Source organism: Baaleninema simplex PCC 7105, from assembly GCF_000332355.1.
Taxonomy (GTDB): Bacteria; Cyanobacteriota; Cyanobacteriia; order Cyanobacteriales; family Geitlerinemataceae; genus Baaleninema; species Baaleninema simplex.
This window is the reverse complement of the sequence record NZ_KB235958.1, coordinates 3,935,310-3,955,682: the sequence shown is the minus strand read 5'-3', so window position 1 is coordinate 3,955,682 and position 20,373 is coordinate 3,935,310. Positions and strand designations below refer to the sequence as shown.

General features: G+C 46.9%; 13 protein-coding genes and 1 CRISPR repeat array (1 of these 14 cut by a window edge). Of the genes, 3 read left to right on the top strand and 10 right to left on the bottom strand.

Going from position 1 to position 20,373, the window contains the following annotated elements:
• Positions 1 to 5,867: direct repeats of the CRISPR family, unit length 37 nt; unit sequence GTTTCAATCCCTTGAAGGGATTTTATTGGGTTTCAAC; it reaches 12,905 nt to the left of the window's first position.
• Positions 5,868 to 6,130: 263 nt separating this feature from the next.
• The 4 genes from cas2 to cas6 form a co-directional block, all read right to left on the bottom strand.
• Positions 6,131 to 6,403: a CRISPR-associated endonuclease Cas2 gene (gene cas2, locus GEI7105_RS0120000; RefSeq protein WP_026097812.1), complete on the bottom strand. Its 273-nt coding sequence runs from the start codon at positions 6,401 to 6,403 to the stop codon at positions 6,131 to 6,133.
• Between the two features lie 64 nt (positions 6,404 to 6,467).
• Positions 6,468 to 7,472, bottom strand: a complete 1,005-nt coding sequence (gene cas1d, locus GEI7105_RS0119995; protein WP_017662208.1) for a type I-D CRISPR-associated endonuclease Cas1d — start codon at positions 7,470 to 7,472, stop codon at positions 6,468 to 6,470.
• Between the two features lie 247 nt (positions 7,473 to 7,719).
• Positions 7,720 to 8,313: a CRISPR-associated protein Cas4 gene (cas4, locus tag GEI7105_RS0119990; protein WP_017662207.1), complete on the bottom strand. Its 594-nt coding sequence runs from the start codon at positions 8,311 to 8,313 to the stop codon at positions 7,720 to 7,722.
• Positions 8,314 to 8,338: 25 nt separating this feature from the next.
• Positions 8,339 to 9,196, bottom strand: a complete 858-nt coding sequence (gene cas6, locus GEI7105_RS0119985) for a CRISPR-associated endoribonuclease Cas6 (RefSeq protein WP_017662206.1) — start codon at positions 9,194 to 9,196, stop codon at positions 8,339 to 8,341.
• 151 nt (positions 9,197 to 9,347) lie between these two features.
• Here cas6 and GEI7105_RS0119980 point away from each other — a divergent pair, with 151 nt between their 5' ends.
• The gene (locus tag GEI7105_RS0119980) at positions 9,348 to 9,746 is read left to right on the top strand and encodes a hypothetical protein (RefSeq protein WP_017662205.1); all 399 of its coding nucleotides are present in this window, start codon (positions 9,348 to 9,350) and stop codon (positions 9,744 to 9,746) included.
• A gap of 203 nt (positions 9,747 to 9,949) precedes the next feature.
• Here GEI7105_RS0119980 and cas3 read toward each other — a convergent pair whose 3' ends face one another.
• The 5 genes from cas3 to GEI7105_RS0119955 form a co-directional block, all read right to left on the bottom strand.
• Positions 9,950 to 12,253 carry a type I-D CRISPR-associated helicase Cas3' gene (cas3, locus tag GEI7105_RS0119975; RefSeq protein WP_017662204.1) on the bottom strand — a complete coding sequence of 768 codons (2,304 nt, stop codon included), beginning with the start codon at positions 12,251 to 12,253 and terminating at the stop codon, positions 9,950 to 9,952.
• Positions 12,246 to 13,028 carry a type I-D CRISPR-associated protein Cas5/Csc1 gene (gene cas5d / locus GEI7105_RS0119970; protein WP_017662203.1) on the bottom strand — a complete coding sequence of 261 codons (783 nt, stop codon included), beginning with the start codon at positions 13,026 to 13,028 and terminating at the stop codon, positions 12,246 to 12,248. The genes cas3 and cas5d (GEI7105_RS0119970) overlap by 8 nt, the downstream gene beginning before the upstream one ends.
• Before the next feature lie 3 nt (positions 13,029 to 13,031).
• Positions 13,032 to 14,045: a type I-D CRISPR-associated protein Cas7/Csc2 gene (cas7d, locus tag GEI7105_RS0119965; RefSeq protein ID WP_017662202.1), complete on the bottom strand. Its 1,014-nt coding sequence runs from the start codon at positions 14,043 to 14,045 to the stop codon at positions 13,032 to 13,034.
• Positions 14,046 to 14,109: 64 nt separating this feature from the next.
• Positions 14,110 to 16,782 carry a CRISPR-associated protein Csc3 gene (locus tag GEI7105_RS0119960; RefSeq protein WP_245555439.1) on the bottom strand — a complete coding sequence of 891 codons (2,673 nt, stop codon included), beginning with the start codon at positions 16,780 to 16,782 and terminating at the stop codon, positions 14,110 to 14,112.
• A gap of 147 nt (positions 16,783 to 16,929) precedes the next feature.
• Positions 16,930 to 17,136: a hypothetical protein gene (locus GEI7105_RS0119955; RefSeq protein WP_017662200.1), complete on the bottom strand. Its 207-nt coding sequence runs from the start codon at positions 17,134 to 17,136 to the stop codon at positions 16,930 to 16,932.
• Positions 17,137 to 17,542: 406 nt separating this feature from the next.
• On the opposite strand from GEI7105_RS0119955, the gene GEI7105_RS0119945 reads away from it, so the two are divergent.
• Positions 17,543 to 18,481 carry a helix-turn-helix transcriptional regulator gene (locus GEI7105_RS0119945; RefSeq protein WP_017662198.1) on the top strand — a complete coding sequence of 313 codons (939 nt, stop codon included), beginning with the start codon at positions 17,543 to 17,545 and terminating at the stop codon, positions 18,479 to 18,481.
• 64 nt (positions 18,482 to 18,545) lie between these two features.
• Here the strand turns inward: GEI7105_RS0119945 and cas5d (GEI7105_RS0119940) are convergent, their stop codons facing one another.
• The gene (gene cas5d, locus GEI7105_RS0119940) at positions 18,546 to 19,259 is read right to left on the bottom strand and encodes a type I-D CRISPR-associated protein Cas5/Csc1 (protein ID WP_017662197.1); all 714 of its coding nucleotides are present in this window, start codon (positions 19,257 to 19,259) and stop codon (positions 18,546 to 18,548) included.
• 505 nt (positions 19,260 to 19,764) lie between these two features.
• On the opposite strand from cas5d (GEI7105_RS0119940), the gene GEI7105_RS31525 reads away from it, so the two are divergent.
• Positions 19,765 to 20,373 (top strand): ISL3 family transposase (locus tag GEI7105_RS31525; RefSeq protein WP_245555438.1); only part of this gene is annotated, 609 nt, incomplete at its 3' end.

Genomic DNA, 20,373 nt, shown 5'->3' with positions numbered 1-20,373 from the left:
CGGCACGTTTCAATCCCTTGAAGGGATTTTATTGGGTTTCAACTTGAGTTGGTAGAATTCTGCGATTTCAGGATCTTGCTCGTTTCAATCCCTTGAAGGGATTTTATTGGGTTTCAACTTGAAGGGTTCGCCACCATTGCCACCGCTCGATCGGTTTCAATCCCTTGAAGGGATTTTATTGGGTTTCAACGGGCGATCGCCACTTCAGACCCACAGCCACACGTTTCAATCCCTTGAAGGGATTTTATTGGGTTTCAACATTCGATCTCCCCGCTTGTCCCACATCAGCTCGCCGTTTCAATCCCTTGAAGGGATTTTATTGGGTTTCAACTTAGTTAACATAAATACTATGATTGGATTATTTGAAGGTTTCAATCCCTTGAAGGGATTTTATTGGGTTTCAACTTATTTTCTGTTCTAGGCTATTATTAGGGATGATTGGTTTCAATCCCTTGAAGGGATTTTATTGGGTTTCAACTAGTCATTGTTTTAAGTATTAAAGGTATCAGGTGTAGTTTCAATCCCTTGAAGGGATTTTATTGGGTTTCAACTAAAGATTACTGGGAGCATAGAAGTAGGGAATCAACTGTTTCAATCCCTTGAAGGGATTTTATTGGGTTTCAACCAATATAACTATTCTATTGAAGAAATCCTAGAACTTGTTTCAATCCCTTGAAGGGATTTTATTGGGTTTCAACAGAACTAGAATTTGAAAACAAAGTTTGTGTCACCACGTTTCAATCCCTTGAAGGGATTTTATTGGGTTTCAACAGCTTCCGGGGAGTAGCAAAGTGGTCTATGCGTCCGTTTCAATCCCTTGAAGGGATTTTATTGGGTTTCAACATTTTATTTTGTGTTATCATATCTATGTAATAAAAAGTTTCAATCCCTTGAAGGGATTTTATTGGGTTTCAACTATGAGTATGGTTCTATTGGTGACACAAGGGTTATGTTTCAATCCCTTGAAGGGATTTTATTGGGTTTCAACTTTGAAAGAAGGGATTAAGATTAAGTTAGATGAAGGTTTCAATCCCTTGAAGGGATTTTATTGGGTTTCAACAAGATGCTTTCTAATTCTTTACCTACCTCATCATGTTTCAATCCCTTGAAGGGATTTTATTGGGTTTCAACTCTATCAATTGTATATCGAGATCGTCCGCCGAGAACAGTTTCAATCCCTTGAAGGGATTTTATTGGGTTTCAACTTTTAATGGGTTGGTTGGGCGTACAGTCTGAAAAGTTTCAATCCCTTGAAGGGATTTTATTGGGTTTCAACGAGCTTACCGAGATTCATAGCTCCAACAATCTTTTGTTTCAATCCCTTGAAGGGATTTTATTGGGTTTCAACGCCATAGTCCAGACGATCTACAAATCGCGTTAATCGTTTCAATCCCTTGAAGGGATTTTATTGGGTTTCAACCGCCCTCGTCGATTGTCCGGCGGGGGAGTTCTCGATCGTTTCAATCCCTTGAAGGGATTTTATTGGGTTTCAACGGACGCCTATATCATCCCTCAAGGATTCGCAGTCTTGTTTCAATCCCTTGAAGGGATTTTATTGGGTTTCAACGGTGCTTCTCACACCACCACCCCCTCGACTGGGGGGTTTCAATCCCTTGAAGGGATTTTATTGGGTTTCAACTGTAAGAGATGTTAGACTTGTAAGACTTTTTTCTCGTTTCAATCCCTTGAAGGGATTTTATTGGGTTTCAACATTCGACATTTCGTCAACAACATCTTGAATCGCAAGTTTCAATCCCTTGAAGGGATTTTATTGGGTTTCAACCCGAGTTGCTGGCGACAAAACACCGCCCAAGCGACGAGTTTCAATCCCTTGAAGGGATTTTATTGGGTTTCAACGGCGAAGGATTCGCGATCCTGTTATACGGATCCGAAGTTTCAATCCCTTGAAGGGATTTTATTGGGTTTCAACCCAGTCCGTAAGCCTTAGCTGGCAGGGTCTCTAGGTTTCAATCCCTTGAAGGGATTTTATTGGGTTTCAACAATTCGCGTACCATTTTCGCCAATCTCGCAAGCGTGTTTCAATCCCTTGAAGGGATTTTATTGGGTTTCAACTCGAAATCCAAGGCATCTGATTCCCTACGAACAAGTTTCAATCCCTTGAAGGGATTTTATTGGGTTTCAACCATCTCGAGGTTGGTGTTTGACCGGGTGAACGTGTTCGTTTCAATCCCTTGAAGGGATTTTATTGGGTTTCAACTTCGACTCGAACAACGCCGGATCGACGGAAGAAGGGTTTCAATCCCTTGAAGGGATTTTATTGGGTTTCAACCTATTGCGGGGTCAGACCTCGAACACGAATTAATAGGTTTCAATCCCTTGAAGGGATTTTATTGGGTTTCAACCTCGAACGCCGCTCCCGTGTTAACGGCCGTGTCGATGTTTCAATCCCTTGAAGGGATTTTATTGGGTTTCAACATTCGAGCAAGCGGCGAGTCCGAGCTAACCCTGGCGTTTCAATCCCTTGAAGGGATTTTATTGGGTTTCAACTCTCGGCTTTTCGCTGTTCGCCTTCAAGGATTTCGCGTTTCAATCCCTTGAAGGGATTTTATTGGGTTTCAACTTGAGATGAATCTCGACCTCGCTCGAGTCGAGGTGCTGTGTTTCAATCCCTTGAAGGGATTTTATTGGGTTTCAACGTCGACGATCGTTTTGGCTTGTTGGAGCAGTCCGTTTAGTTTCAATCCCTTGAAGGGATTTTATTGGGTTTCAACTGACGATCGGCGGCGCGATGGTGATCGTGATGGCCGTTTCAATCCCTTGAAGGGATTTTATTGGGTTTCAACCTCCCGCCTTGAGTTTCTCAGAAACCCCCTGATAACGTTTCAATCCCTTGAAGGGATTTTATTGGGTTTCAACACTAACAGGAAATACCGGGGGCGTCAGATGACAGTGTTTCAATCCCTTGAAGGGATTTTATTGGGTTTCAACGGGCGATGGCAACAGCGGCGAGTGCGATGCTCCTGCCGAGTTTCAATCCCTTGAAGGGATTTTATTGGGTTTCAACGCAGCGATCGCCGCTCTGCTTATTTATAAATATTGGGTTTCAATCCCTTGAAGGGATTTTATTGGGTTTCAACATACCTTCAGTCGTTTCACAAGCGATCTCGTCGGGAGTTTCAATCCCTTGAAGGGATTTTATTGGGTTTCAACACAGGTTGTCATCGTCGAGAGAGAATCGGAAAAACTCAGTTTCAATCCCTTGAAGGGATTTTATTGGGTTTCAACTCGGCAGTTGTCGCCGCCGGGCGAGACGGTCACAGTTTCAATCCCTTGAAGGGATTTTATTGGGTTTCAACTATTTTATCAGCCAAAGAGCTACGAACCTGGAAAAAAGTTTCAATCCCTTGAAGGGATTTTATTGGGTTTCAACCACTCTCTAAATCCGAACAGTTGGCGGGTGTGAACGTTTCAATCCCTTGAAGGGATTTTATTGGGTTTCAACCTAACTGCATCCAAATTCTTGGCGATTGTCGATCCACCGTTTCAATCCCTTGAAGGGATTTTATTGGGTTTCAACATCTGCCCCGAAAGGATGGAAGCTCCGAGGATCGGTTTCAATCCCTTGAAGGGATTTTATTGGGTTTCAACCCGTGTCATCAGGCGGGTTCTCACCGGGGCAACAGGAGGTTTCAATCCCTTGAAGGGATTTTATTGGGTTTCAACTGAGTCGGAAGCCGAAACGACTCGAGGGCGCCATCAAGTTTCAATCCCTTGAAGGGATTTTATTGGGTTTCAACTAGCCACAACTGCCCATACTGCTTTGCGAACCTCGTTTCAATCCCTTGAAGGGATTTTATTGGGTTTCAACAAGCCAGAGCAGCGCAAGCGACCGATGATGATGTGTTTCAATCCCTTGAAGGGATTTTATTGGGTTTCAACTTCATTTTGTCGTACCTTCAAGTAGTTGTGTTTGGCGTTTCAATCCCTTGAAGGGATTTTATTGGGTTTCAACCTGATGCACCCACACGGGCGGGCGATCCAAAAAGGTTTCAATCCCTTGAAGGGATTTTATTGGGTTTCAACCGTCTGCAAGCACGGGAGGCGTCGTAGAAGACATGGGTTTCAATCCCTTGAAGGGATTTTATTGGGTTTCAACATCTCGGCGTGTCCCTTCCATCCGCCTTGAATCTCGGTTTCAATCCCTTGAAGGGATTTTATTGGGTTTCAACAACTGGAGCCAAAAAAGCAAGAAGCAAAAGATTAAAGTTTCAATCCCTTGAAGGGATTTTATTGGGTTTCAACCCTCGACTTCGAGGTAGCGCTCGGGGGGAGCGATAAGGTTTCAATCCCTTGAAGGGATTTTATTGGGTTTCAACCTCATTACGAATCCATCGAAGTTGATTTTGCTGGAGTTTCAATCCCTTGAAGGGATTTTATTGGGTTTCAACCGAAGGCATTCGTTGCCCGAATCGAAATCGACCACGTTTCAATCCCTTGAAGGGATTTTATTGGGTTTCAACTCGCTCTCGTGGTATGCCGTCGCCAGGATATACGCGTTTCAATCCCTTGAAGGGATTTTATTGGGTTTCAACTTGAAAGCGATCGAGCAGTCCCGCCCCAAAATTGTGTTTCAATCCCTTGAAGGGATTTTATTGGGTTTCAACTAAGCGAATTCGTCGATACCTTAAGGCTCAATCCAAAGTTTCAATCCCTTGAAGGGATTTTATTGGGTTTCAACTAGGCAAGGTCTTTTGCTTACACAATAGCATTTCGTTTCAATCCCTTGAAGGGATTTTATTGGGTTTCAACTCTATCAGTTGTTGCTGTTCGGTTACAACAAGCAAGTTTCAATCCCTTGAAGGGATTTTATTGGGTTTCAACGCTCGGGCGCTCTCGCCAAGGCTGTTGCTTCTGCTGTAGGGTTTCAATCCCTTGAAGGGATTTTATTGGGTTTCAACATCGCCAACAAAGGATTGCCTTCGGGGTTTGACAGTTTCAATCCCTTGAAGGGATTTTATTGGGTTTCAACATCAATATAAGTACCTACTGCACTCCACAAGTGCTTGTTTCAATCCCTTGAAGGGATTTTATTGGGTTTCAACAAGGAACCATTTCGACTCATGAAACGAACAGCAATCGTTTCAATCCCTTGAAGGGATTTTATTGGGTTTCAACTCTGCGATGGTTTGTCGTTAGGCATCTGTTTTTTACGTTTCAATCCCTTGAAGGGATTTTATTGGGTTTCAACTCGAATTGAGTGTACCGCTCGAGTTGATTACTTCTGGTTTCAATCCCTTGAAGGGATTTTATTGGGTTTCAACGAGAAATGCTATGATTTCTGTATTGGAAATTAGCGAGGTTTCAATCCCTTGAAGGGATTTTATTGGGTTTCAACCGCGAAACTCTCTCCCTGAGAGGGCGGTGTCGGCTTTGTTTCAATCCCTTGAAGGGATTTTATTGGGTTTCAACTTTTCAGTCCATCAATAAGTTCGGACATTGCGCTTAGTTTCAATCCCTTGAAGGGATTTTATTGGGTTTCAACCTTCCCGGTGGGAACTACGAAATAAATAATCCGACGTTTCAATCCCTTGAAGGGATTTTATTGGGTTTCAACTGTATTGAAAATTAAATTGTCAGGTCTAAAATTTCCGTTTCAATCCCTTGAAGGGATTTTATTGGGTTTCAACCATCGCCGCCAACCCGCCGAAGTTGAGAAAATCGGTTTCAATCCCTTGAAGGGATTTTATTGGGTTTCAACAACGACTCATCCTCCAAGGACTCGTTCCAACCCTAGTTTCAATCCCTTGAAGGGATTTTATTGGGTTTCAACCCAGAACAGCCACATATCGGGGATTCCGAGGGGACTCATGTTTCAATCCCTTGAAGGGATTTTATTGGGTTTCAACGGCCCAACCGTAGAACCTAGATACTATGCAGTTTTCAAGGTTCAGTTGCGCGAATCCCCCTAATAATAGCATCGATCGAGCCAGAAACAAAATTATTACCCCTCCCTCAACTCCGAAAACCCTTGCTCCATAAGCCATCCAGCGTTTGCGCGAATCGCCCCTTTGCCGCCAGCGCTCCAAACCCTCGCTCCATCAGCCATACAGCCTGTTTTTCTCACCCTCTCCCTCAAACACCCTCCCGATCGCGCAAATCGTTACAAAACTCAACAGAAAAACACTGTCGTATCCCTCGGAGGCGGACAGCCAATCCGTTCGACGGTTCCATGATGCTTCCCGCGCAAAAAATAAAACAGAATATTGTCGGTTTCCGGTTGAATCAATTTCTGCAACCGCCGCCGCAAACGGGCGTACTGCGTATCCGTCAAATCGCACTCGAACACGCTGTACTGCATCCACTCCCCATAAGACTTCAATACCTTATGAATCTTCGTGCGGCGCTTGTCCTCAGACACATCGTAACAAACGACTACGTGCATCATTGCTCGTTCTTCTCTACACAGCTTTATTTTCTAGGGGCGAGATTTTCTCGCCCCGACTCGCTCACCGCAACACCAGCGGCGGATATTTATCGGTTTCGCCCATCAAAAACTTCGCCAACAGCCGCCCCTGAATCTCAAACGCCTCCTGATAAGTACACTTACACCCCATGACGGGATGCTTGAACTTCGACTGTTTCTTTTCCTCGTAAGCCCGTAAAAACACCTTCAAACCGTCCGACGTCAGCGATACCGCCCCGCTAACGGGTTCTGTCTCGAAATCTCCCGGCGTCAACAGACGCTTGTTCGTCACCGCCAACGCCACGACATCCACCACCAAGGGGCGAAACTCTTCCATCACGTCCAAGGCTAAGGACGGACGACCGTAACGTTCGGTGTGGAGATACCCTAAATAGGGATCGAATCCGACGATGTTTAACGCGCTCTGGATGTCGTGACGCAACAGGGCGTAACCTAGACTGAGTAAGGAATTAATTGGGTCGAGGGGCGGACGGCGATTGCGATGGGTGAAGCTAAACCCCTCTCCACGGACGAGTTGACCGAAACAGCCGAAATACGCCGCACTTCCCGCCCCTTCATAGCCTCGCAAACGATCGATATGGTGGGTTTTCTTTAACGCCGCGATCGCTCGGTGTAATTGCTCGATCGCTTCTCCTAGTGTCAATTCCGGGTTTTCGCGTTGTTTGCGTTGCAACAAACTGCGGTAATTTTTTAACTTCCCACGCACGAACCCTCGCACGGCGTCGGTGGAGATGGAGGTTTCTCCTGACGCTCCCCACTGGGCCCGACGCACGAAAATGTTGCGCGTGACTTCGGGTTCTAACCGCCCGCGATAGCGTCCGGTACGGGTCAGAAAACTCAGGGGAATGTTGCGATCGAGTAATTCTTCGACCACTGCTGGAGATACTGTCGCCCGTCCCAACACGACAATACCGTTAATTTTAATCAACGGAATGTCGAGGAGGCGATCGCGTTGGTATTTCACGCTCAACCGCTCGTCAACTTTCCCCAAAAATGCGTCTTCTTGGGCGATATACACGGTTCCCATTGTTGTTTCTCCTTATATATATGTACGATGAAATTCTCGTTCTCGAGAGGATAGGGCGACTGTAAAAAGGTGGTGCGTAACGCGGTCGAGTAGCGGTGCGTGACGAGCGATCGGTTTAAGGATTGACACCCGATTTTTCAAGTCACGCACCTTTGTCTGTTGGCGGTGTACATTGGCGGTGCGTGACGAGCGATCGGTTTAAGGATTGACACCCGATTTTTCAAGTCACGCACCCTACGGGCTATCTTCACGCCTCTCTGTATCGGTCGACTTTGGCTGTGGCTTGCGGTAAACAACTGTCGTACAAACTGCATCCGCGACAGCGTTTGTCGTATGCTGCTGGGGGCATTTTTCCGGTGTGCAGCATCTGACGTACCGCCTCGAGGGTTTCAATCGTTTCTTGACGCAAGGCTTCGTCGAGTAATACGTCCTGTCGCTGGTGAGATTGCAGGGAATAAATATAACCTTTCGTGACTGGATTTCCTGTCATTTCTTCCAAACACAACCCTTGAGCGCAGACTTGTAAAGCATCGTTATCCCAAGGATTCGGACGCCCTCGCTTGTACTCCACGGGGTAAATTTCTCCTTCCTGAGACTCTACGAGATCGGCTTTTCCAACCAATCCGTAGCGTTCGGATTTAAGCCAAATCGATCGCACTTGCCATGTTCCGTCGCGAAAACTGTCTCCGAGGGTGTGAACGCGATCGTGTAACATCGTCCCCTCGACGGTGTAGGCGTTCTCGACGAATTCTCCGGCGCAAAACATCCGCCAGCAACGGTGAGGACAATAGGCGAAATGGTTCAGTGAAGCGATCGCCACTTCGGTTAATACTTCAGTCATGGTTCGTTATCCTATGTTCGAGATGTCATCGGGAATTTCTTCGTGCAACTCCCATTCCCATCGTGGTTTTTCGTCCGATTCCGGTATACAAAGCGTAATCTGCTAGGGCGTTTAGGGTTTGTATGGTTTCGGGGGCAACGTCTCCTAAAATGCGATAGTCGATGGTTCCGACAGCACCGATAAATTTGCCGGATTTGCCTTTTTTACGAAAGTCAAAATCGACAATTTCGGTATGAATGTTGAAGTAGCAGGGAAAGACGGACTCTGTGGAAAATTCAGGTAATTCGATGCCGCTATATTTATTCCAAGAATTCAGTAAGCTTTTAAACACCGATTCGGCACTGGGTAAGGCGGTATCGTATTTTTTCTGGCGAAATGCGACGGGAGTGGAAAGCTGAAAGGAAATGCGGCGGTTGTTATCTGAGGCGTTTTCGTAGAGTTCGGCGTAGGTGGCAGCGTTCGCCCAAGGTTGAATGGATTGTGGCGTTCCCAAAATGCTTGTAATCTGTAAATTCGCCGCGCCTAAATGCCAGGGTTGTCCTGAGTTGAGATTCAGCCACAGGTGACTTAGTTTTCCGAAAAGGCTATCGTCGAGGAGGGAAACACGCCACCAACAGGGGGTTTCCGGTTGGATGGGATAGCGATGTTGGAATTGTAAAGTTGAGGGAATTGAAGGGCGGCGATCGCGGCGGGAGTGGCGCACGACTTGTAACGGCGAAAGGGTAAAGGCTTTGTTCGTTTTGGCTTCGTGAAGGTAGCTGGCGAGAGAGGAGTCTACGGCGTTGACGGCGGTGAGAAAGAGGGCGTGTAGGTGTCGCCCCGTAGCGTATTCGGGATAGATGGGAGTTTCGGGGATGAAGTTGAAAACGAGACTGTGAGGCATTGTTTAATCCATGAAGTAACGATCGAACGACGATCGCAGCGAGGTCGATCGCTGTGAGTCGATGTAGTTTAAGCGTAAAACAGCTTAAAGTTGCTGTAAAACAAATAAAGTTGGTAAAATTGCGATCGAATCGTTTGGGAGATGGGATGTTATGCAAATTGACAACTACGAAGAAGCACAGAAGCTGACTGAAAAAATCAAAAGCCACTTACCCATTGATGTGACACTTACACCGGCTATGTGCGATCGCCTTAACAAGCAGATGGGCGCAAATTTGAAAAAAGGTCAAATTTGCCAAGTGAATGACGTTCAGTATTCGGGCGATATGGGTGGGATTCTCTGCGATCTAAAAATGCCGGAGTCTTCTGATAATTTTTCAGCACTAACCTCCATTACTCACGTGCGAGTGACGGATGATTGCCCTCTCGCTGACGAGATTCGATCTTATCAGGAAAAACGCACGATTCGTCTGGCAATTCAAGATAGAAAACTGGGGAAAGTTCGACGATTGCAGAAGAAAAAAGCGAAGCAAGGAAAGGGCTTTGGTTAAGGATTAAAGTTGAGTAAAAGGGTGCATCTGCTGTTTTGCGATCGCAACCCCACCCCTCCTCCCCGAGCTCGCGGGGAGGTGCTGAAGGAAGTTCGGCGAGCACGGTTCGGACGTTCGGCGAGCTCAGTCGAGTCGTGAGCGCTCACCGTCGAAGCCTCAGTCGAGGCGCGGAGGGGTCATTCTACGAAATTGAGATGCACCCTTTAAACACACCAAAATTCTTCATTGTCGGGACATTTTAAGGCAAATCCGGCGGCGGCGATCGCTAAAATTCCTGACAGACTCGGGAAAAAGGTATAGTTGTCTTCTCGTCCGCTGTAGTCGCTGACGGTCAGTGGATAGCAATCTAATCCTTGTTTTTTGAGTTTGAGAATTGCCCAGCGATTTTTTAGGTGTTCTTTGACCACAACGCCGGGAATGAGGGAAGATGTGAATTCTGCGGTTTTTGAGGTCGATCGCACGATTTCTCCGAGGTTGCGCTGGATTTGTAAATTATCAAAGGCGTAGAGTTTTGCCAGTTTGGTGTTTTTAAAATCGTCGAGATCGGCGACTTTTAAAAAGAAACTCAGGTTGTAGGTTTGTTTGGCTCGATCGAGGACGAGAATGCGATCGCCGTCTGAGACAAATTCGTAAAATCGCAATAAGTGCAAGGGATCGAGATTGGTTTCGCCACAGTTGTCGAGAAGAAACCCTTGAGGATCTTCAATTTTGACATTCTCAAACAAACTGTCTCGGAAGCGAAAAAGTGGTGCGTAACTAGTTTGTAAAATGGTGGCGTAGTGTTTGAGCTTTTCGGTGAGATCGCGACGTTTGCAGATGCCTGCTTCGACGCTCTCGATCGAGACGTGTCCAGACTTTACCGCCTCTAAGTCTTCAGGATAATAGGCTCTGAGAAAACTCATGACACAGTTTTGACCGCCTTTGATGTATTTCCAGTCTTTTTGAATTTTCTCGATCGAGGTTTTGGAAATGTTTTCTGCACCTTGTAAGACTTTCATGCGTTTTCGATAGTATTGCCAATCTTGACCACCTCCCAACAATGTTTGAAGAGTGTGATATAATTGAGAAATAAACGTTTCTCCTGGCGTGTTAACGAGGTCAGTTTCGAGTTCGAGCAAGGGACGCGCGATTTCTAAAAAGGCTTCGGAACGCCAGTAAATTTCGAGAAACGGTCGTTGTAAACAGTCGAGAGTTTCGAGAGTTTCTTGAAGTGCCTTTCGTCCTCCAGAAAGGTCGAAATCTTGAAGTCCTTGTTGCCAAGCATCTTCGGGTAAATAGACGATCGCATCGGAAGAAATGTCGGTTTTAACCTTTCCTAAGACTCGCCCCACTCGTCCGATACGCTGCCAAAAAGAAAAGCGATCGCGAGAGGAGAAAATTAACCAGTCTAGGTTTTGGCGATCGCGATCGATCTTTCGATCGAAGTTGAATCCAACATCAACGGTACTGGTGGCGAGAATGACTTGTTTTTGGGCATTTTTAAGACGGTCTTCCTTCGGTATATCTCCTGTGATACGTCCGCAGTAATTTTTGTACCCGCGATCGCGTAATTCTTTGGCGATGGCGTTGAGGGTATCTTTGGAATCTAAGATGACTGCACCGTTGTCGTCGGGACGTTTTTCAAGGCGATCGCACACTTCCCAGACAATTTCTCGCACGATTTCGTCTTTTTCGGGATAGGATCGAATTGCTAAATTTACTCCAGTTTGAGAAGGAATCAAATTTTCGGTGTTTCGCTGTCCGTCAATGCGATCGATGCGAACGCCGTCAATTTCTAGAGTTTTCAACGCCGCCTCACAAGCGGGTTCGGGTGTCGCCGTGAGTAAGACAACCTTCCGGTTGTATTGGAAATAGCCGAAGACGTGAGAAACTGCCAAATAAAACAGCAAACTCACCAACTGCTTGGCATCGTACAGGTGAAACTCGTCGAAAATCACCGTCGCGAAACTCTTATAAAAGACACTGGCGATGTTCGATCGATCTTGTCGATTGTATTGAAAAAATGCCGCGTAATAAAAAATATCGGGATTCGTCACCAACAAAATCGGTCGTCCGCCGCCACATTCGGGAAATAGCGTCGCAGGATTCAGCAGAACGTTGTAAATCTTCTCCCCCGAACGCTTTCCCACGCGATCGTCCGGCCAGGCTTTCACCTCTTTCGCCGACGCCGCTTTCACCACATGGGGCAAACTGGCATCTTTCACAAACTGTTTGGCGGCTTCAGTTTGTTGTTCGACGAGGGCGTTCGTTGGTGCAACGTACACGACGTTTCGCTGGGGATTTTGTAAAATAACGCCAAAACTCGATTTGGTTTTTCCCGTTCCCGTCGGAGTGAGAACGAGAATAATATCGTTTTCCTTGGCAGCTTCAAAAACATCGATCTGATGCTGTAACGCTTTCCCGCCAAAGGCTCGTTTCAACGGTTCGGGAATTTGGTTTTCCGAACTCGCTGCAATGCTGGCCGGTTCGAGGAAAATCTCGAGCGGTGTCGTTTTGAGGTTATTCACGATCGCATCCTCCTAGAAAGTTCAGATTTGCCGGAACGATAAAGTCTCCGATTTGCCACGCTGCACCGCGAAATTGCAAATTTTTTAACAGCGACACGGGGGGAATTGCCATTAAATCGAAAGTAAAGAGTTCGAGGCGAGCGGGTAAATCTGCCGAGTTGAGATAGGTGTTGCAACGATAGGTATCGACGGGAAGTTGTCGGATGGGTAACGCCTCCCCAGTTTCGACGCGAACTTTGCTGGTAAATTTGCCCACGCGGACGTATTCGGGAAGTTCGCCATCGCCGAAAACCAGGGTCTCAAAGCGGTTTCCGCGATCGATAACGCGCAAGCGTCCCGTTTGCGGAAAGTTACTCGGACGGTAGGTGTTGGGTTTTTTCCCGGTTCGCTTGAGCGGTAAGTCTTCTCTGGCGGTGGCGACGCGGTTGTTCGTCATGGCGTACCAGTAGGCATCGGAAAGGGCGTTAAATCGCTCGAAACGGTACGAGGGACTGTTTTCGACAGGCCAGGCGGGGAGGACGTAGCATTTTCCCGACAACGGCGTGAGATCCTCCCGATATCTCGGGCGTCCGGTGTCTTTCCCCGTCAGGCGATAGGGGGATCTCGCCCAACCGAGGGCGTAGGCGAGGGCGTAGTTCCCGATCGCTCCTTCGGTATAGTAGGTGTCGGAGAGTTCCCGCGAGGCGAAAAACACCGGTTCGGCACACCACAATCGAACGATTCGGGCAGTAGTAAAGGGTGGGGAATCGGTCAGCGTGAGGGTTTCCGATTGCATGACTTATTCCTCAGATTGATTTTTGCGTCCTTTCTGACTCGATGCGTTTTTGATTTTGCGATAGGGTTGATAGGATGCGTCTAATCGTTTGAGAAAGGTTTCTCGTTCTTCCATCGACCAATGGCGATCGATATCGTCGATAAGCTGTTCGAGTTCTTCTGCTGAGAGTTTCACGGAAATTCCCCGTTTGTTCGTCCAAGAATTAAGAATGGGTTGGGTGGCGTCGATGAGGGTTGTGGTGTCGAAGGGGTGTTCGAGGGGAACGTTTTCGGCGACGAGGCGATCGTAAATTCCTTGCACGAGTTCGAGGGAACTGGGCAACTCTGTAATGCCGCCAAATACACCGAGAATTTGGTTTTCCATGCGTCCGACGCGACTGGATACCGCTCCGTAACGAGTGGTTAGCAGGAGATTTCCCAAGGCGTAACGCAACTCGTCGGCGGTCACGTCTTTCAAGGTGACGATATCGAGAAAGTGAACGCCGGGTTTGATGTATTCGCTGGTGTTGAGAGCGGTGGAAGCTTTGCCTTCTTCATCCCGCATGGTTCCGGTTTCAAATACGGCGTTAATGGTGCGATCGCCGATTAATTCGCTCGAAGGTAAAACGCTAAACGCATCTTCTGTCCAAACGCGACTTTTTTGCGCCCCTTCTCCCCCAGCGGCAAAACCGTACAAAAAACAGTCTACGCACATTTCACAAGGAGCGTTGGTGTTGAGCGAGCAAGGAGAATGACTTTTCGGAGCGGGATAAAGCAGCTCGTGGCTTCGTAAAAATTCCCGTCCTCGACGCCGTTCGGGTGCGATTTGTTTGCGCTTTGTCATCACCAAACGTAGAATTGATTCTAGATTTTGAACGCCAGCTCGAACTGACTCGCGACACATGGGTTCGCCAGTTCCTTCGGTTCGGAAAATGGTTTCCGATTGGGTCGTCCGCAGAACCACAGCGCCAATGGTGCGACCTTTGGGAAAGTTTTCGTAGTGGGGAGCGAGGAAAGATTGTAATTTCTCGATCGACATTTTCAATTTCTCCAATGGGGTTTAATGTGTAGATTGACTCGAAGACAAAATTCAACAATTTCGTCTATTCGGATTTATCTTTTTTAGGGTTGAGTTCTTGACGAGCTTCCTGCAAGAAAAACAGATAGGCTGCCTCGAGGGTTTTACTGTCCGTCAACAACCGTTCGGGACGACAGTTATAAACCTCTTCAAACAGCTTTTTCAAGATTTCGTAGAACTGTTTGACTTGTTCGTATTTCGTACCTCCTACGCCATGCTCTCGAATGCGATCGAGCCGGGTGTGATATTGCTGAACCAGAGCCGCAAACACGGTATCCCAGTCCATATGAGACTTTTTCGATCGCACCGCTTTGATAAATTCAGAAAACGGCTCAGATTGAGCAGTTCGACGAAACGAACTCCCCCGCAGCTTACCCACTTCAGCAATATGTGCTGCTTGTTTCAAATAGTTAGAAACGCACGTATGTTCCTCTGACATAAGATTCTCCAGTAATTGACGTAACGGCTCTCGAATTCGTCGCCAAACGGCTTCTAAGTTCGGATCGTCTTGTTCTCGTAAAACCCAGCGCAACAGAACGTAATAAAAATCGAGCGGACGCGCGGCAGTACGCGCTAAATCGTACAGACAATCATCTTTTTTCTGAAGGCTAGAAACCGAAATCGCCAGTTTTCCGATGCAACGCAATCGTTCTAAAACTCGCTCGGCGGTCAGCGCATTTTGACGTTCTGATTCGAGTAGATGACCCTCTCGCTGATAGCGTCCGTTCCCGAGTAATGGCTGTAACGATGAAGGAATTCCTTCGACTTGTCCGAAATCGTCCCAGTTGGGTTTGATTTCTAAGTTGGAACTCAGGATAAACGGAAATCCCAGATCGATCGCCAAACTCATTTCTAAAGCCAGTCGTAAGGACTTGAGCAGCGAAATGGAGTGATTCACATCGCCCCAAATCACGGGAATTGTCACTGTTGAGTTTACGAAATCGGGACGTTTGGGAAAGGCAAATCCGACGACTTTATTGGCGTTAAAAGCCAGTTCGTTATTTCGATACAGTTCCAATTCGTTAACCGTCACTGTTCCCTCTTCGTTAATCCGAGCGGTATCTCTGATAAAGTCGCGCCAAATTCGACGCAGTTCGACACTGGAACCAGTTGGAAGTGCAAACTGTAAATAAACCGGCTCTTGTTTGACACTTTTCGGGAAATTTGCTCCCACCGCCATCAACTGATAACTGAGAGCGGTAAGGGTATCGCCTCGCCGTTTGGGTTCTGCACTCATTCCCCCCGGAAGGCGATTTGAAAATGCCTGAACTTTCGTTTCTGGGGGCATTTTTCGAGAAATCAATTCTTCAATGCGATCGGAGGTGGCGCCTAAAGAGCATCGCTGACGTGGATTGGCTTCGATGTAAGCAGTTAACTCGTCGCGACTGGGAAGCGATCGCGGTATGGGAAGATCGAGCAGTTGTCGAACGGTTTCGATGAGTTCTTCGGAAACTTCTACAGTTTCAGTGGTTCGCAGTTGAAACGAGTCTTGTAATGCGGCGTAGACGCTTTCTAAACCTCCCGAAACGGCTTTTGCGGCAAATAAACCGCGTCCGTATTGAGCGTTAAAGGGTTCGAGAGCAATTCGCTGTTCTGGCGAAAGTCCAACGCGATCGGCAATGCGATCCCAAGCCTCTCTGGGACTTATTTCGGCTTCTCGATAACTGAGATAGACCGCTTTTAAGCCTTCAGAGATAGCAAACTCGTCAGAATTAGAAACAGGATGCAAGCCAAGGGTGGCGGCGATCGCGACGGCTTCTTCTCCAGCATCGAGACTGTATTTTTCAAGGGTCGATCGAACTTTATCGGCTTTGTAGCTCCTGGCTTTTTTAACCAGAAGTTCGTCAACGGCTTCGAGTGCGTCGTCTGGATTTTGTTGAATGGCTTGCGAGTCGATTTTAATGCCGTCTTTACTGGCTTTAACCAGTTGTTTGACGTTGGAACCGAAGACGCGATCGATCTGTTTTTGCCATTCTCGAGCAATATCAAAGACGATGTTGTCTTCGGGAAAGGTTTCGCCGAAGAAAATTTCGCCGTCGGGTTCGATCGCCAAGGGAATTAAACCGCGATCGCATAAGACTTTTTCGCAAGCGGACAGCAGCAGCGAGGTGAAGTAACCGCGATCTTCGGCTAAACTGACGCGAAATAACTCGCAAGGCCGTTGAAGTGCGATCGTCAACTTATTGGCAACTTTGCGAATTCGCTTTTTCTCGTCAATTCCTAAATCGAATAAATCCGCCGCCACTACCATCGCCGACCATCGATCGATATTGGGATCTTCGGGAAAAAACCGCATTCCATCGCTAACGTTGTGGTCGGAGTGACGTTCGATAATCCGGCGAACCCATTCGAGATCGTCGTCATTGCGAACGAAGTCACCGACACAGGCGCGATCGAGTTCTTGGCGGAGAAAGGAGCGATCGCGAGCGAGGGTTTTAACGTTGCGTTCGCGAGGGTCGAGTTTGTTCAAGTCGTGAACGGCGATCGCCGCCAGAAGGAGCGATCGCTTCTCTTCTGGAACCTCGGCAATTTTGCTCACCGTGAGGACGAACTGACAGGCGGAGTCGAGATGTTCGGCGAGACTGCGACCTCGACGACTGCCGTATTGAGCGTGTTTTCCGTGGTTTTGGTACAGTTTGGGACGAATTTCGCTGAAATACCGTTCGTCAAGTGTTTTTTCGTCTCTGCTGTGCTTCAAGATGTAGAGCATGACGTATTCTGAACTATTCAGCTAAAACTGACACGCGGTCGATGGAACCGGCTGCGACAGGTTTAGCGTTGACTCGATCGATATCAGTAAGCTACAGAAGGAAGTCAGACAGACTCCTTCTGTAACCCAAGATTGCTAAGTATCTTGATTGACGTTGAGCAACAAGCGATATTCAAACTGTTGCCCTTTCACACGTCGCCGATCGAATTTGTAACCTCGCTTCTCGAGGACGTGTTTAGTCGCAGAAAAGCGATGGCTCACTTTCTCGATCAGTTCGTCAGCAGAATGCCACTGTCCATCGGACATGAGGCGAATCATTTGATTCGGTAAGCTATCCGTCATGGTTGTATTGGCGTAGGTGTACAACCAGACCAGCCATGCCCTATCCTAGAAGGTAAGCAATTAAATGTGGGCGGGCTAGCTGTTTGTCTGGCTCGCTTTTTACTATAGCAGCAAAAAAACGGTCAGTGCTGCGATAGAGCAAAAATATTTCACATATCACCCCCTCTTGAGCTAGAATTACAACAGCAATGCCTTTCAGGAATTGAAAGAGTGCCGCGATCGAGAGATCGCAAGACCTATCCTTCTGAATACCTACTAGGGATTGAACGCCAGAGAACATCTCTGGCGTTTTTAGTGCCGTGCTGTTCGCACTTACACACAATGTCTAAAACATTACTGCACCTTTAATATTTGTAATTTGGCATTTTTTATCCAAAATGTCAAGCTTGTAACTGTATTTTTATTTATGGTACGCAAAAAAGAGACGATTACACTGTCAATTCCCCCAGGAACCAAGGCGCGACTGGAGGCGATCGCCCGTCGTCTCGGCATCATGTGGGGCAAATCTCCCAGTATTTCCGGTTTGATCGTCGCGATCGCCGAGGAACAGTACGAAATCGGCGAACCATTTGCACTGACACCTCAACAAGTGGAGGTTCTGAAACAGGCTGTGAATCTCTTTATCGATACAGGTTCCCTCGAACCGGCGCAAACCGTCTTACAACTCATCCTCGATCGCGGCTATTTAGACAATGTTTTTATCGAGCAGGTTTCTCGCGAAACGTCTCTGTTACAACTCATCCTCGATCGCGGGAACTTAGACCCCTCTCGCCGTCAGGATCTCATGCGGAAAACCAGTCAAACCGCTCAACCCTGGCGCGTTGTCGTCGAAGAATACCTGAGAAACCGCCAATCCTTTCGCATTCTCTATCGCAACAGCCAAGGAGAAGAGTACACGTACACCGTCCGTTACGCTCAGTTCGACTTTCACGAAAAACGTTACTATCTACAGGTTTGGTGCGACGAAACCGAAGATATTCGCGACAGTCCGTTTCCCGAACTGCTACACAATCGCTGTCTGCGGCTCGATCGCATTCAGTCGATCGTCCCCACAGACGCACCCTGGCGAGAAGACGGCTTAGATACCATCAAAGTACACTTACACTTTTATCGCGGCATGGTCAAAGCCTACGAAGGTCAAGAGAACGTCGATCTCGAAGACCGAGTTTTCAAAGACGATCGCCAGAAGGAGGTTCGCCAGGTGGTGCGTCGCGTCGCCAACCCCTTCTGGTTAGCTAGAGACATTCGACGCTACGGCGAAGATTGCGAAGTTGTCGCTCCCGATAGCCTGCGTCAACTGATGATGCAAGAATATCGAAAAATGCTCGATCGATATTCTTCTTAATTCCCTACGTCTCAGATGGCGATCGATTCGATTTTAGAGTCGGATCGATCGTCGAGAATACCCGTCACGAACTAAATCGATAGGTCATATTTGCCGGAAGAGCGATCGTTTCTTTCTCCAATCCCACCTCATAAACATTACCTTGTAGTTTGACGTTCCGAATCAAACTCACAGGTGGCATATTAATCGTATCAAAACTCATCACGCGATGGGAAAACATCACATCGAGCGGATTGAGCGGATAAGGAACCGTCACCGATCGATTTTCTCGATAAGTCGGTTTGGGGAGAGGTTCCACGTTCACCGCCGCTTTACTCATCCATTTTCCTAAGCGAATCCATTTTGGAAATGGTAACTCAGTCTCAGAAATTACAAAACATTCAAACTCACTTTCCGGTGCAATTTCCTTAGCGCGTCCGAAACTGGGAATATTTTTCTGTGTTTTCTGCATTTCCACGTGATAGCGATTGTCTGCATATTTCCACGTCTGCAAAACAGCAGTGTGATGGATCGATCGCGCGGGAGTCACGTAAATTCCGCGATGGTTGAGTTGGCTCAAATGTGCCTCGTATTGAGGGACTTGATGACGACAAAAATATCGATACTCATTGTCTGTTTCGACACGAGTGCCGTAGCGATCGCTATCGACGAATCCCAACGCATAACACAAGGCGTAATTGTGCAAAATGGGTTCAGTTTCATACAGCCGTCCGATTTCCCGCGTCGCAAAATACAAACTGTCGTGAAGTTCTAGACGACAGCGATAAATATAAGTCACAATTTACATCTCCAAGTCATTGTGTAGGGTGCGTTAGGCGGAGAAACAAAGTGTGTCTAAAGACGAACCATTTTATTTCCGCCGTAACGCACCGTTGTCAAACCCATTCCCCAAGTTATTGTATCGGGTTCAGAAACAAATTGAATTTTTGCCGTAACGCACCCTTCAATTAATTAAGACCGAGCCGTAGATTTCTTGCTCTTAATATGAGCTTTCTCGTAAGCCTTGGCTTCTCGGTCAGCCTGTTGCAAAATCGATTGAATTCCCTCTTCTGAAGAAGTCAAAGACTTCACCTCTGCCAACAACGACTGAAAATCATCGCGGGTCTTCGGAGTTTGAGGTGATAATAGTATAATAGAAAACAAATGCAGGCGGATCTAAAGATGAACTTTTTTGTAGAAGACTTAATCAACTTACCCAAAGTAAGAGTGAGAAGCGTGGTCAGGGAACGCGAAGCAATATTTTTGCAGCTAGGCTTTAGAGAAGAGGAAGTTGCCTGTCCTCATTGTGGCAAAAGACGGGCGAACTTAACCAAACACGAACCGTTAGAGTTCGAGACTTGCCCATTTCGGGTCAACTCGTATATTTGCAAATACCACGGCGTCAGTTTTACTGTAAAAATGACCAACAATACTTTACAGAAGAACTAGACTTTATTGAAACTGGTCGAAGGTTTACTAGGCGGTACGAAGAATATATTTACGAGCGAGTAATCGCTAGTAGCGTCGAGCAAGTTAAAAGAGAAGAAGACTTGTCTTGGCATCAGGTAAATGGAATTCATCAACAGGTATACGAACGCAAAAAAAAAGTAAATTGGGGACAAGTAAAAAGGTTGGGTTTGGACGAGATAGCAAAACATAAAGGTCACAAAAAATTTGTGACGGTAGTGAGCGATTTAGAGAAAGGAGAATTGATAGAAGTCATCGACTCTCACCAACAAGAAGAAATCGCTGAAGTTCTTCTACAGCAACCGTTAGAGGTCAGAGAGGCAGTCGAAGAAGTCAGTGTAGATATGTGGGAAGGATTTCCAAAGCTTATCGAAAAAGTGTTTCCCAATGCCCAAATTGTCGTCGATAGATTTCACGTTATGAAAGCGGTGAATGACAATCTAAAT

Bases quoted from the DNA above. Each gene is read 5' to 3' on its own strand.
- cas2 (WP_026097812.1), bottom strand. From the start codon at position 6,403: ATGCACGTAGTCGTTTGTTACGATGTGTCTGAGGACAAGCGCCGCACG.
- cas1d (WP_017662208.1), bottom strand. From the start codon at position 7,472: ATGGGAACCGTGTATATCGCCCAAGAAGACGCATTTTTGGGGAAAGTT.
- cas4 (WP_017662207.1), bottom strand. From the start codon at position 8,313: ATGACTGAAGTATTAACCGAAGTGGCGATCGCTTCACTGAACCATTTC.
- cas6 (WP_017662206.1), bottom strand. From the start codon at position 9,196: ATGCCTCACAGTCTCGTTTTCAACTTCATCCCCGAAACTCCCATCTAT.
- GEI7105_RS0119980 (WP_017662205.1), top strand. From the start codon at position 9,348: ATGCAAATTGACAACTACGAAGAAGCACAGAAGCTGACTGAAAAAATC.
- cas5d (WP_017662203.1), bottom strand. From the start codon at position 13,028: ATGCAATCGGAAACCCTCACGCTGACCGATTCCCCACCCTTTACTACT.
- cas7d (WP_017662202.1), bottom strand. From the start codon at position 14,045: ATGTCGATCGAGAAATTACAATCTTTCCTCGCTCCCCACTACGAAAAC.
- GEI7105_RS0119955 (WP_017662200.1), bottom strand. From the start codon at position 17,136: ATGACGGATAGCTTACCGAATCAAATGATTCGCCTCATGTCCGATGGA.
- GEI7105_RS0119945 (WP_017662198.1), top strand. From the start codon at position 17,543: ATGGTACGCAAAAAAGAGACGATTACACTGTCAATTCCCCCAGGAACC.